Raw genomic sequence first — 12,641 nt, forward strand, 5'->3', positions numbered from 1 at the left:
GAGGTGCAGGCCGCTCCGGCGCGAACTTGAGGGGCGTCCGAAAACCTCTTGAAGGAGTTGCTCAATGCGCGGATGGCTGCCGCTCGCCGCGGTCTGCCTCGGCTCGCTGATGTTCCTGCTGGACACCACGGTCGTCGCCGTGGCGCTGCCGGACGTCGCGCGCTCGTTCGGCGCGTCCCTGCGGGGGCTGCAATGGGTCGCGAACGGGTACACGCTCGTCCTCGCCGTCGCGATGCTGCCCGCAGGCGCGTACGCCGATCGCCTCGGGGCCCGGCGCGTCTACCTGACCGGCCTCGCGGTCTTCGCGCTCGCCTCGCTGGCCTGCGGATTCGCGCCGGACACCGGCGCGCTGATCGCGGCCCGGGCCGTCCAGGGCCTTGGAGGCGCGGCCCTCGCGGTCACGGCGTTCGCGCTGATCGCGCATATCTACCAGGGCCGCGCGATGGCGTCGGCGATGAGCGTCTGGGGCGCGGTCACCGGCCTCGGCGCGGCGGCGGGTCCCATGGTCGGCGGCGTCCTCACGCAGTACCTGGACTGGCGCGCGATCTTCTTCATCAACCTTCCGCTGACGCTCCTTGCCGTCGTCCTCACCCTGAAGTGCCTGCCGAACCCGTCCTTCGCCGAGGTCGACTCGCAAGACGGCCGCAGGCCAGGGGCGGAAAAGCGCGTCTCGAAGGCTTCCGGGCCGGTCGGGGCCACCTCGCGTGGACGGCTCGGGCCGATCGGGGCTGCCTCGCGTGGACGGGTTGTCGATCCGCTCGGGACGTTGCTGTTCGCGGTCGTCGCAGCTGGCCTCACGGATGCGCTGACCACGGCCGGGGCGGACGGCTGGGATCGGACGCGCGTCCTGCTCGGCCTCGGCGCCGCGTGCGTGGCGCTCGTGCTCTTCGTTGCCGTCGAACTGCGTCAGGAGCGTCCGCTTGTCGATCTCCGGTTGTTCACGCGGCCTCTGTTCGGCGTGGTTCTGGCGTGCGTGCTGGCGTCGTCGGTCGCGTTCGCGTGCCTGATCTACACGTCCGTGTGGCTCCAGACGGGGCTGGGATTGTCGCCCGTCCGCACCGGCCTGGCCCTCATGCCGATGGCGCTCGCGACCTTCGTGACCTCGACTGTCACGACGCGGCTGCCGCGGAGCCTGCCGCCGCGGTACGGGATCGCGGTCGGGCTGGTGCTCTGCGCGGCGGGCTGCGCGCTCCAGTCCGGGCTGGACGCGGGGTCCGGCGCGTCCTCGATCACGCTCGGGCTGGCGGTCACCGGAGTGGGTGTCGCCCTGCTGGTCCCGGCGTCCGGCGTCGTCCTCACGGTCGTGCCCGCGACCCGCCGGGGCATGGCGGCCGGTGCGTCCATGACCGCCCGCCAGCTAGGCCAGACGCTCGGCGTCGCGCTGCTGGGCGTCCTATACGCCACCTCAAGCAGGACGAGCGGGACGGCCACATCGAGCGGGTCGCACGCGTCGTGGGGCGAGGCGGCGGGCGGCGGCGGGAGCGCGTCCGCCGCCCATGCCCTCGATCACGTCTACCTCGCGGCGTCCGCCGTGAGCCTCCTCGGTGCCGCCCTGGCCCTCGCCGCACTCAACCCCATGCCGACACGGTCCCGTCTCGCGCGGTGGGTCAGGCGCGCTTTTTGAAGGCGCGGAGGGAGAGGGGGGCGAAGATCAGCGTGATGCCGAGTCCCCAGGCCAGGGCGACGACGGCGTGGCTCAGCACCGGGCCGCCGAGGAGCAGGCCGCGCATGGCCTCGACCAGCTGGGTGACCGGGTTGTTGCGGATCACCCAGGCCAGCCAGTCCGGGATGCCGCGGGTGGACTTGATGAACGCGGTGCTGAGGAAGCTCAGCGGGAAGATCACCACGAACCCGAAGATCTGCACCTTCTCCGGCTCGTTCACCTTCATCGCGATGAACACCGACGTCCAGGAGAACAGGATGGCGAAGCCGAGCAGCAGCAGGAACGCGCCGACCACCGCGATCGGGTTGGTGTGGATCCGGAAGCCGATCAGGAAGCCGACCGCGAGCAGGATGAACATCGACCACGCCTGCTTGGCCGTGTCGGCGATGATCCGTCCGGCGAGCGGCGCGGAGCGGGCGATCGGCAGGCTGCGGAACCGGTCGTACACGCCCTTGGTCAGGTCGCTGTTCAGCCCGAAACCGGTGCTCATCCCGGCGAACAGGGCGTTCTGCGCGATGATCCCGGGGATCACGACCGGCAGGTACGCCTTCACGCTTCCGGTCATGGACGGGCCGAACACGTAGGCGAACAGCAGCACGAACATGATCGGCTGGATGGAGAGGTCGACCAGCTCCATCGGGTTGTGCTTGATCTGCACCAGGTTGCGCCACGCCAGGGTGGCGGTGTGGCGCACCGCGGCGGCGGGGGACACCCGCTTGGTGAGCTGCTCCGGTGCGATGGCGGCGGTGGTCACGCGCGGGCTCCTTCCTGCTCGGCGCGGACGAGCTCGTCCGCTTCGGCGTCTACGTCGTCGGTGTGGTGGCCGGTGAGGGCGAAGAACACCTCGTCCAGGCTGGACCGGCGCAGCGACAGCTCGCCGACCGGCACACCCGCGTCGTCCAGCCGGCGGACGACCGCGGGCATCAGCGCGGCGTCGGTGATCGGCACCGTGACCAGGCCCTCCTTCACCTCGGGGACGGCCTCCGCGAGCTCGGCGACGATCGCGGTGACGGTCTCGGTGTCGTCCGCGCGGACCGCGCGCACCTCCAGCACCTGCCCGCCGACCTGCGACTTCAGCTCGTCGGACGTGCCGTGCGCGATGACCTGCCCGCGGTCGATGACGACGATGTCGTCGGCGAGCTGGTCGGCCTCCTCCAGGTACTGCGTGGTCAGCAGGACGGTCACGCCGTCGGCGGTGAGGCCGCGGACGATGTCCCACAGGCCGCCGCGGCTGCGCGGGTCGAGGCCGGTGGTCGGCTCGTCCAGGAAGAGGATCTGCGGGTGCCCGACCAGGCTCGCGGCCAGGTCGAGCCGGCGCCGCATGCCGCCGGAGTAGGTCTTGGCGGCGCGGCCGGCCGCGTCGGCGAGGTCGAACCGGTCGAGCAGCTCGGCGGCGCGCGCCTTGGACGAGCGCCGGGACAGCCCGAGCAGCCGGCCGATCATGACCAGGTTCTCGGTGCCGGTGAGCATCTCGTCCACCCCGGCGTACTGGCCGGTCAGGCCGACGAGCTGGCGCACCTGGTGCGCCTCCCGCACCACGTCGTAGCCGCCGACCGTGGCGTGCCCGCCGGACGGCTCGATCAGGGTCGCGAGGATCCGCGTGGTCGTGGTCTTGCCGGCGCCGTTCGGGCCGAGGACGCCCAGCACGGTGCCCGCCGGGGCGGTCAGCGACACGCCGGACAGCGCCCGCGTCTCACCGAACCGCTTCTCCAGGCCTTCGGCCTGGATGGCATAGGACATTTGAGATCTCCTTTGTTCTCGCATGCCGGACGTTCCGGGCCGAAAACCGCGGGATGGACCGCGGGCGAACAAGGTAGGCGGAGTCCGGGTCGATGCGCATCCAGTTTTTCCGGGCCCGCTGTCAGGACGCTGATCTCCCGCTGACAGCGCGCTTGTCGCCAAGCCGACCAAGTCCACCCTCGCATCCGGGTACGACAAAAGCCGAATCAGCCTCTGACCAGCCCGAACCCCGTGCATCCCTCCCAAGCCCCCCGCCTGCCCGGGACCGGAGCTTGAGGCGGATGCGCGCCGGGGGCGGGTTTGTCCCGGTGCTTCCGGTTCGGGGAGGGCTGTGCGGACGTGCGTGCCGGAACGGGGGGTTGGGGCGGGCGTTCCGCGGCGGGGGGACGTGCGGGCTCTAGACTGCAAGACGTGACGGCGCGGAGCACTTCGGCGGTGCGGCTGAGGGAGCCCGCGAACCGGGTGTCACCGCGCGCGATCGCGCACTGGGCGATCGAGTACCTGCTGTTCTGGGGCCTCGGCTTCGGCCTGGCCTGGGGCGTCGCCGCCTGGCTCGGTGACCGTCCGCGCGACGGCGTCCCGCGCTGGATCACCGCGCACGTCGGCTGGCTGCCCGTCCTGATCGGCACGATCGGTGTCCTGACCGTCACCGTCGCGCCCGTCTGGCGCTACCGCGTGCACCGCTGGGAGGTCAGCGCGGACGTCGTCTACACGCGGACGGGCTGGTTCAGCCGCGAATGGCTCCTCGTCCCGATCAGCCGCATCCAGAACGTCCACACCGAGCAGGGATGGCTCGAACGGCTGCTCGGCCTCGCGCGCCTGCGCGTCCACACCGCGTCCCACACGGGTTCGTCCGAGGTGTCCGGCCTACGCGTCCAGGTCGCCACCCGCCTCGCCGAAGACCTCGCCCACCGCGCCCACGACCTGAGCGACGACGCCACATGACCACCCCCGCCGAAGACCCCCCGCAAACCCCACCCGAACCCCCGGCTACGCCCGCCAACACCCCGACCGAGCGCCCCGGTACGCGCGCGAATGCTCCGACCGAGCGTCCCGGTACGCGCGCGAATGCTCCGACCGAGCGTCCCGGTTCGCGGGTGGACGCTTCGACTGAACTCCCTGCCCCGCCTGCGGACGGCTCGCCTGAGCGTCCTGTCCTGCGCGGGGCGGCTGGGGCCGAGCGTCCCGTCCCGCCTGCGGACGGTCCGGCGGAGCGCGTCGGGCCGTGGGTGGAGGACGGCGGCGAAGGCGGCGTTCCGCTTCAGGGGGAGGAGTTGCGGGGGCTGGTCGTTAGCGCGGGTGAGGAGGCGCGGCCGGACGGGCGGGTTCGGCGGTTGCATCCGCTGACGTTCGTCGTCGGGGCGGCGCGGGAGATGGCGGCGCTCGTCGGAGCGGGCGCCACGGGACTGCTCGTGGGCGGTATGTCCACGGCGTTCTACTTCGCGCTGATCGGGCTCGCGTTCGGGCTGGCATGGCACGTCGCGACGTGGGCGATCTTCACCTACCGCGTGCACGAGGACCGGTTCGAGTCGCGCAGGGCCCTGGTGGGACGGACGGTCAAGAGCATCCCGCGCGAACGGATCCGGGGTGTGGACATCTCGTCCACCCTGGGCCACCGGCTTCTGGGCCTCGCGATCGTGCACGTGGACGCGGGCGCGGACGGTGGGGAGATCGTCCTCAACGCCGTGTCGCTGCGCGAGGCCGAGCGGCTGCGGCGCGTCCTGCTCGCGCGCGCACGCGTGACGCCCTCGTCCGGACCGCGACGGCGCAGGCTCGCGCGCATCAGACGGCGGTGGTTCCTTTACGCGCCGCTGAGCGGTGCGTACCTGCTGACGCCGTTCGCGCTGGCGGGAAGCCTCCTCGGCACGCTCTACAACCTCGGCGACGACCTCGGCCTGATCACTCGCGACCGCGTGGAGCACCTCGGGCGGGACGCGGCGGGCCTTCCGACCGGCGTGGTCGTCCTGGTGATCCTGCTGTTCCTGACCGCGATGCCGATCGCGTCCGTGATCGTGTTCACCCTGTTCAACTGGGATTTCACCGTCTACGAGCGGGACGGGTCGATCGTCGCCGAGCGCGGCCTGGTCACGCGCCGCAGCGTCGCGCTGGAACGCCGCCGGGTGCGCGGCGTCGAGCTGTCCGACAACCCCTTCGAACGGCTCGCGGGGGTCGTCCGGCTGGGGGCGCTGGTCACGGGCCTGGGGGACGCGGCACACCGCGGCCGCCTGCTACCTGCCGCGCCGCGGGAGGTGGCTGTGGCGCTCGCTTCCGGTGTCCTCGGGCCGGTGCCGGGGCCGCTGATCACCCATCCGCAGGCCGCCCGCGACCGCCGGCTAGTGCGCGCGACGATGCCGCCGCTGCTGGCCGCCGCCGTATGGCTGGCCGTCGGGAACCTGTGGTTGACGGGGTTGTGCCTGGTCGCCGCCGTCGCGGCCGTCCCGTTGGGGCTGGACCGTTACCGGCAACTCGGACATGCGGATGACGGTGTCCGGCTGACCGTCCGGTCCGGGTCCTTGCGGCGGCGGCAGTACGTCGTCGAGCACGGCGCGATCGTCGGATGGCGCGTCCGCCGGACGCTGTTCCAGCGCCGCGCGGGCCTGGCCACCCTGCACGCCGCCGTGGGCGCGGGCGAGGGCGGCTGCGCGGCGGTGGACATGTCCGAATCGGACGCGCTCGCGCTGGCCGCGTCGATCACGCCGTCCTGGATCACCCCGTTCCTGGACTGAGCACACGAACGCCCGGCCCCCGCGGGGGAGCCGGGCGCCGATGCCGGACTATTCGGGCCGGCGGGCTCCGAACATGATCTCGTCCCAGGACGGCACGGAGGCCCGCTTGCCCTTCGCCTTCCGCCGCGCCCGCGCCGGACGCTGCGCCGCCGGAGCCTCGGCGGACTTGTCGGCCTGAGCGGCGGCGGGCATCGCCGGACGCGCCGCCTTCTTCGCCGCCGGACGATGCGCCCGAGGCGCCGGACGCTCGTCGTCGTCCTCCTCCTCGGCCTCCGCCTCGCGGGCATTCGCGGACGCCGCCGCAGCCGCCTTCCGCGAAGCCTCCTCCTGCTCAGCGGCCTGCTCCTCAGCGTCCCGAGCGGTCTTCCCCCGCCCCTCGGACGCCCTCAGCTCCTCCGCGTCCTCGCCGCGCGCACGCCCGTCGCCATCAAGACGCTCACCCCGCCCAGACGCCCCGCGGGAGCTTTCACCCTGGCGGGACGCCCCGACGGCCTCACTACGCTCGCTCGCACCGCCGCGCGCTGTCTCCCCATCGCGCAGCTCATCGTCGTCCGCGCGCGAGGACTCAACGTCGCTAGCGCGAGCACCCGCCCCGTCATGAGACCCCGCGCCCACACGCGCACTGTCCCTGTCACGAAGCTCGCCGTCCGCACGCACATCCTCCCGGTCGTCCCCGCGAGAACCCGCCCGCACGCTCTCACCGCGCCGGTCGTCCTCCGCGTACGCGTCGCCCCGGCGCCCCTCGCTCCCACGAGCACCCTTGCCGACGCGCACGTCCTCGTCACGCAGCTCGTCGTCGCGGTCGCGCCCCGCGTCGTCGCGAGAACGCCCCCCAACGCGTGCGCTGTCGTCGCGCCGCTCGTCATCCGCGTACGTGTCAGTGCGGCGGTTCTCGCTTCCGCGAGCACCCTTGCCTGGGCGCGCGTTCTCGTCGCGCAGCTCGTCGTCCGCGTGTGCGTCGTCGCGGTCGCGCCCGTCGTCGCCGCGAGAACCCGTTCCTGCCCGCACGCTGTCGTCGCGCCGGTCGTCGTCCGCGTACGCGTCACCCCGGCGGCCCTCGCTCCCGCGAGAACCCTTGCCAGCGCGCGTGTTGTCGCGCAGGTCGTCGTCGCTCGCGCGCACGTCGTCGCGGCCCCGACCCGCGTCGCCGCGAGAAGGCGCCCCAGCGCGTGCGCTGTCGTCGCGCCGGTCGTCGTCCGCGTACGTGTCAGTGCGGCGGCTCTCGCTTCCGCGAGAACCCTTGCCCGCGCGCGCGTTCTCGTCGCGCAGGTCCTCTTCCGCGCGTGCGTTGTCGCGGTCGCGGGCCTCGCTCTCGCGAGAATGCGCCCTCGCTCCCGCGCTGTCGTCGCGGAGGTCGTCCCCCGCGTAGGCGTCGTTGCGGCGGCCCTCGCTCCCTCGGGAGCCCTTGCCGACGTTGGTGTTGTCGCGCACGTCGTCGCTGCGAGAACGCGTCCCGGCGGGTGCGCTGTCGTTGCGCCGTTCGTCGTCCGCGTACGCGTCGGTGCGGCGGCCCTCGTTCTCGCGCGAACCCTCGCTCACGCGCGCGTTCTCGTCGCGCCGTTCGCCGTCCACGTCGCCGCGGCGGGCCTCGCTTCCGCGAGAGCCCTTGCCCGCGCGTGCGTTGTTGTCGCGCAGGTCGGTGTCCGCGTACGGGTTGTCGCTGCGGCCTTCGCTTCCGTGGGGGCCCTTGCCGACGCGGGTGTTGTTGTCTCTTAGGTCGTCGGCGTTTTCGTCATTGCGAGCGTCGCTCAGGCTGGAGCGTGCGCCCGAGCGCGCGTCGTCGCGTAGGTCATCTGCGCGCGAGTCGTCCTCGCGAGTGCTGCTCAGGCGGGTGCGTGCGGTGTCTCTGTCGCGCTGGTCCGCGCGCGAGTCGTCGCGGGTGTTGCTCGTGCCTGCGCTGGTGGTGTCGGTGTCGCGCTGGTCGTCCGCGTACGCGTTGTCGCGGCGGGCCTCGGTCCCGTGGGATCCCTTGGCCGCGCGCATGCTTTCGTCGCGCTGGTCGTCTGCGCGCGCGTTGTCGCGGCGGCCTTCCGTCCCGCGGGAGCTCTCGCCGGTGCGTGTGTTGTTGTCGCGCAGGTCGTCTGCGTATGCGTTGCTCGGGCGGGGGCTTGTGCCCGCTGTGGTGTTGTTCGTGCTTGTGCGCGAACCTGCGGGCGTGCGGGAGGGCTCGTTGCTCCGGCGGGGGGTGTTGGGGTCGGCCTCGCTGGCGCGGGAGGTGCCGGACGAGTCCGGAGTGTCGCGGTCCACCCGGTCGCGGGGGGCGGGGGTGCGGTCTTCGCGGGACGGGTCGCGTAGGGGCTCGACCGGGCGGGTGCGGCGGGACTCGGGGGCTTCGCGCATGCTCCCGGATGCGCGGCGGCCCTCGAAGGCGCGCGGGGGCTCGGACGTGCGGGACGTCTCGGCGTCCAGGTCGCGGGGCGCCGGCGGGCGGCGGACGGGGGCGTCGCGCTGGGACGTGAGGGAGTCGCTGTCGTGCGAGATCGCGGTGTCGCGGAGGATCGCGGCCTCGCGCGCGACGGCCTCGCGGGCGGCGATGTCGCGGGACGCGGCCTCCTGCGGGCGGCCGGGCAGCGCGGCCGGGGTGTCGGGCCGGGCCGGGAACTCGCGCGGGGCGCCGTCGAGGGAGCGCGGGGCGTCCTCGGTGAAGGCGGGGTCGAAGCGGCCGGCGGCGCGCAGCGGCTCGGCGTCGTCGGCGGCGGGCAGGCCGCGGCCGCGGGTGGGCGGGACGGGCACGGCGGAGTCGGAGACGACCTTCATCGCCGGACGCCGCGGGACGAGCGGGGTGACGGTGTCGGACAGCGCGTCGTCGTCGTCCCACTCGACGGACGTCAGCCGCGCGGCGACCTCGTCCAGCGGGGTGAGGAGCCGGCGGCGCGGGTCGAAGGACCACTCGGCGGCGTGCGGGCGGCCGCCCTCGAAGAACGACAGCCGGACGCGCCAGGTGCCGTCCTCGCACTTCCAGGAGTCCCACTCGACCTCTTCGAGGTCGACGCCGCCGCGGCCGAGCCGCTCCTCGACGGTCTCGCCGAGCGGCGGGCCCGGTGTGGACTCGCCCGGCCGGCGCACCGCGACCCGCTGCGCCTGCTGGGCCATGTACTCGCGCTCCTGCAGGACGGGTCCCTCGAACCAGCGGACGCGCTCGACGGGGATGCCCGCCGACTCGGCGATCTCCTCCGCGGTCTCGCCGGACCGGATGCGAGCCTGGATCTCCTTGGGACGCAAGGGACTCTCCACTTCGATCTCGAACTGGCCGAGGCGGGAGAAGTGCCCTCGCACGGCTGCGCGCAGCCGGTCGTCGACGGGCAGGGTGAACCGGGTGCCTCGGCCCGCGGTGGCCAGGACGAGGTACGTACCGTCCTCGCTGACCGCGACGAGGCGCAGCTCCTGCATGCGTGTCCTTCCTGCCCTGTCCCTACGGCACCGGAGGGGTGCCGAACCACACGCCCGATATCGAGTCCGCCTCCCCGCGCTCGCATCGGCCGGTCGTTCGGTCCCCACCAGGGGCGCATGCGTGCCCTTCCCCCGGATTCCCGAGTCTCTCTTTCGGACACACCTGCTGCCAGCACCGTACCCGGCATGTCCGAACATCGCCGCTCTCGAAGCCCTCGCCACCCGGGGTGAAGAGGGCACCCGACCAAGCTTGCCCGTCCCGTGCGCCCGCCGGGGGCGGACTACCCGATTCTTGTGGATCCTTTTCCACACTGTGCCTGACCGCGCCGCAGGGCTCCAGTCCTTTCGCGTTGCCAGCGTCACGTCCCGGATCGGAACAACGCCCGAGTTGCGGTGAGTTCCTGTTGTGGGGGTTTTCGGGATGTCACGGGACGAGGGGGAAGAGTCGATGGCGCAGCGGAAGCTGCCGGACCTGAGCGCCACACAACTGATCGCGAGCGGGGCGGCGACCATGATCGCCGCCTACGGGGCGTCCTACCTCGGGGTGTACGGGACGATCCTCGGCGCGGCGTTCATGAGCGTGGTGTCCACGGCGGCCTCCGTGGTCGGCAAGCACTACCTCGACGAGGGAAAAGAGCAGATCAAGGAGCGGACGGCCCTGATCCACGGCGAGCACGTCGCCGGGGTGGCGGCGGACGCGGCGACGGGCCTGGACGCGACGCGCGCGGCCGGGGCGTCCCCGATGGCGAACACCCGCGTGGCCGGGGCGCCGTCCGGATGGTCCCCGCCGCCGGGCCGCTGGGCCGGGGGTGATCCGAACCGCACTCGGGTGGAGGGCCCGTTCGGCCCGCTCGCCAACCGCTCCGGCGGCGGCGACCCCAACGCGACCCGCCTGGACCCGTCCACGCAAACCGCCCGGAACGCCCAGTCCGCCGCGAACGCGCAAGCTACCCGGAACGCCCAGAGCGTCCAGGGCATTCCGGATGCGCACGGAGATCCGAATGCGACGCGGTTCGACGCGTCCGCGCTGGATGTGACGCGCCTCGACCGGACGCCCGCCGAGACCGTCGCCGACGAGCTGGCGGCGGCGCAGGCGGGCCGCACCGGCGTGTCCTGGCGGGACGCGGTGGACGAGTCGCTCGTCTGGGCCCAGCAGCGCTGGAAGATGCTGACCGCCTCGGCCGTCGTGGTGTTCGTCGTGGTGATCGGCGGCATCACGCTCTACGAGTCGCTCACGGACAAGACGTTCGGCGGCGTGAAGGGCGGCGGCGGGACGATCGGCAACGTGTTCAAGGGGCAGAACGAGGGCGGGCAGCGGATGCCGTCGCACGCGCCGTCCCACACCCCGAGCGAGACGCCGACCACGCCGACGACCGGCGGCCCTGGGACGGGCAACCCGACGAACCAGCCGTCGAACCAGCCCTCCGGGGGCCCGACGGAGAAGCCGACCCAGACACCGACGACGCCGCAGTCACCCACACACGAGCCGACCAGCACGCCCACGCACGAGCCGACCACCGCCCCAAGCACCGGCGGCGCAACCGGCAACCCCGGAGGCCAGGCTCCCCCCAAGGCCAACTGAAGCCCCGCGACCACCCCGGCCACGCACCCGAACGCGTTACCAACGCCGGTGCCGCGAAGCCGAAGGCGAGCGGCACCGGCGTTGATCGCGAAGCGATGCCGCGTTCGCCCAGGCACGGTCACGGAGCGAGCCGCTAGGCGAGCGGAGTGGGCCGTGACTGCTTAAACACGCCGTGACTGCGTAAACACGCCGCTAGGCGAGCGCAGTGGGCCGGGATTTCAATGAGTTCAGTCGCCGAACACCTGGCGGGTGTAGGGGTTGGCGAAGCGGCGGTCCGGGTCGACGGCGTCCCGGACGGCCTGGAAGTCCTTGAAGCGCGGGTAGACCGTCTCCAGGTAGGCGGCATCGCGGGTGTGCATCTTGCCCCAGTGCGGGCGGCCGCCCATCTCGGTCAGGACGTCCTCGACGCCGCGGAAGTAGTCGGCGTGGTCGTCGCGGTGGTAGACGTGCACGGCGATGAACGCGCTGCGGCGGCCGTACGCCATCGACAGCCAGGCGTCCTCCTCCGGCAGCAGCCGGACCTCGATCGGGAAGCTGATCTTCCAGTCCCGCCGGTCGAACAGCCCGCGGACCTCGCGCAGCGCGTCCACCAGGTGCTCGCGCGGGATGGCGTACTCCTGCTCCTTGAACCGGACGGTCCGGGGGCTGGTGAACACCTTGTAGGAGGTGTCGGTGAAGCTGCGCGCGCCGAGCGCCCGCGCGGACACCTGGTTGACCGCGGGGGTGAGCGCCGGGACGGCGTGCGTGACCTTGTTGATCACCTCGAACAGCGAGTTGGACATGAACTCGTCGTCCAGCCAGCCCTTGAACCGCGACAGCGGCTTGGCCGGGCCCTCGACGCGGTTGTTGCGCTTGGTGAGGCAGCCCTCGGTGTGCGGGAACCAGTAGAACTCGAAGTGCTCGTTGGCGGCGTCGAACTCGTCCACCCGGGCGAGGACCTCGTCCCACTTCATCGGCTGCTCCTGCGCGTGCAGCAGGAACGCCGGGACGGTCTTCCAGGTGATCGCGGTCACGATGCCGAGCGCGCCGAGGCCCGCGCGGGCGGCGTCGAACAGGTCGGGCCGCTCGTCGCGCGAGCAGGTGACTACCGAGCCGTCCGCGAGGACGAGCTCCAGCGCGTGCACCTGGGACGCGAGGCCGGCGGCGTCGCGGCCGGTGCCGTGGGTGGCGGTCTGCAGGGCGCCGGCGACGGTCTGCTCCTGGATGTCGCCCATGTTGGCGAGGGCGAGGCCGTGCTCGGCGAGCGTCCGGTTGAACGCGTGCAGCGGCTGGCCCGCCTCGACCGTGACCAGGCCGCTCGCGGTGTCCACGGAGCGGACGGCGGTCAGCCCGGTCGGCCGGAGCAGCACGTCCTCGGCGACGGCCGCGCCGGTGAACGAGTGGCCGGTGCCGGTCATCCGGACGGTCTGCCCGTCGCCGGCCGCCGCGCGCACGGCGGCGGCGACCTCGTCGGTGCTGGTCGGGGTGGTGACGCGGCGCGGGGTGGCGGTCTGGTTCCCGGCCCAGTTCCGCCACGTCGGGGTGCTCACGGGGGACATGG

General features: G+C 72.9%; 8 protein-coding genes. 4 read left to right on the forward strand and 4 right to left on the reverse strand.

The genetic code is table 11. From position 1 onward, the window contains the following. Positions 1 to 64 precede the first annotated feature (64 nt). Entirely contained in the window at positions 65 to 1,624 is a 1,560-nt protein-coding gene (locus FHU30_RS05600; RefSeq protein ID WP_253872413.1) for an MFS transporter, read from the forward strand. Here the strand turns inward: FHU30_RS05600 and FHU30_RS05605 are convergent. Further along, positions 1,608 to 2,417, reverse strand: coding sequence for an ABC transporter permease (locus FHU30_RS05605; RefSeq protein ID WP_253872415.1), 810 nt, complete (start codon positions 2,415 to 2,417; stop codon positions 1,608 to 1,610). The two genes, FHU30_RS05600 and FHU30_RS05605, sit on opposite strands and share 17 nt — an antisense overlap. Continuing rightward, positions 2,414 to 3,403: an ATP-binding cassette domain-containing protein gene (locus tag FHU30_RS05610; protein WP_253872421.1), complete on the reverse strand. Its 990-nt coding sequence runs from the start codon at positions 3,401 to 3,403 to the stop codon at positions 2,414 to 2,416. Before FHU30_RS05610 ends, FHU30_RS05605 begins: the two co-directional genes overlap by 4 nt. 411 nt (positions 3,404 to 3,814) lie before the next feature. Between FHU30_RS05610 and FHU30_RS05615 the strand changes: the two genes are divergently transcribed. Beyond that, on the forward strand, positions 3,815 to 4,348 hold the full coding sequence (locus tag FHU30_RS05615) for a PH domain-containing protein (protein WP_253872424.1): 534 nt from the start codon (positions 3,815 to 3,817) through the stop codon (positions 4,346 to 4,348). 152 nt (positions 4,349 to 4,500) lie between these two features. After that, positions 4,501 to 6,129 (forward strand): PH domain-containing protein, encoded by a 1,629-nt coding sequence (locus FHU30_RS05620; protein WP_253872427.1) that lies wholly within the window; start codon positions 4,501 to 4,503, stop codon positions 6,127 to 6,129. Between the two features lie 48 nt (positions 6,130 to 6,177). On the opposite strand, the gene sepH is transcribed toward FHU30_RS05620, so the two are convergent. Next, positions 6,178 to 9,519, reverse strand: coding sequence for a septation protein SepH (sepH, locus tag FHU30_RS05625; protein WP_253872430.1), 3,342 nt, complete (start codon positions 9,517 to 9,519; stop codon positions 6,178 to 6,180). A gap of 448 nt (positions 9,520 to 9,967) precedes the next feature. Between sepH and FHU30_RS05630 the strand changes: the two genes are divergently transcribed. Continuing rightward, entirely contained in the window at positions 9,968 to 11,101 is a 1,134-nt protein-coding gene (locus FHU30_RS05630) for a PT domain-containing protein (protein ID WP_253872432.1), read from the forward strand. A gap of 227 nt (positions 11,102 to 11,328) precedes the next feature. Here the strand turns inward: FHU30_RS05630 and FHU30_RS05635 are convergent, their stop codons facing one another. Beyond that, complete coding sequence (locus FHU30_RS05635) at positions 11,329 to 12,639, reverse strand: D-arabinono-1,4-lactone oxidase (RefSeq protein ID WP_253872435.1); 1,311 nt, start codon at positions 12,637 to 12,639, stop codon at positions 11,329 to 11,331. Positions 12,640 to 12,641: the final 2 nt, after the last annotated feature.

The organism is Actinomadura rupiterrae (assembly GCF_024172125.1).
In the GTDB taxonomy this organism is placed as follows: Bacteria; Actinomycetota; Actinomycetes; order Streptosporangiales; family Streptosporangiaceae; genus Spirillospora; species Spirillospora rupiterrae.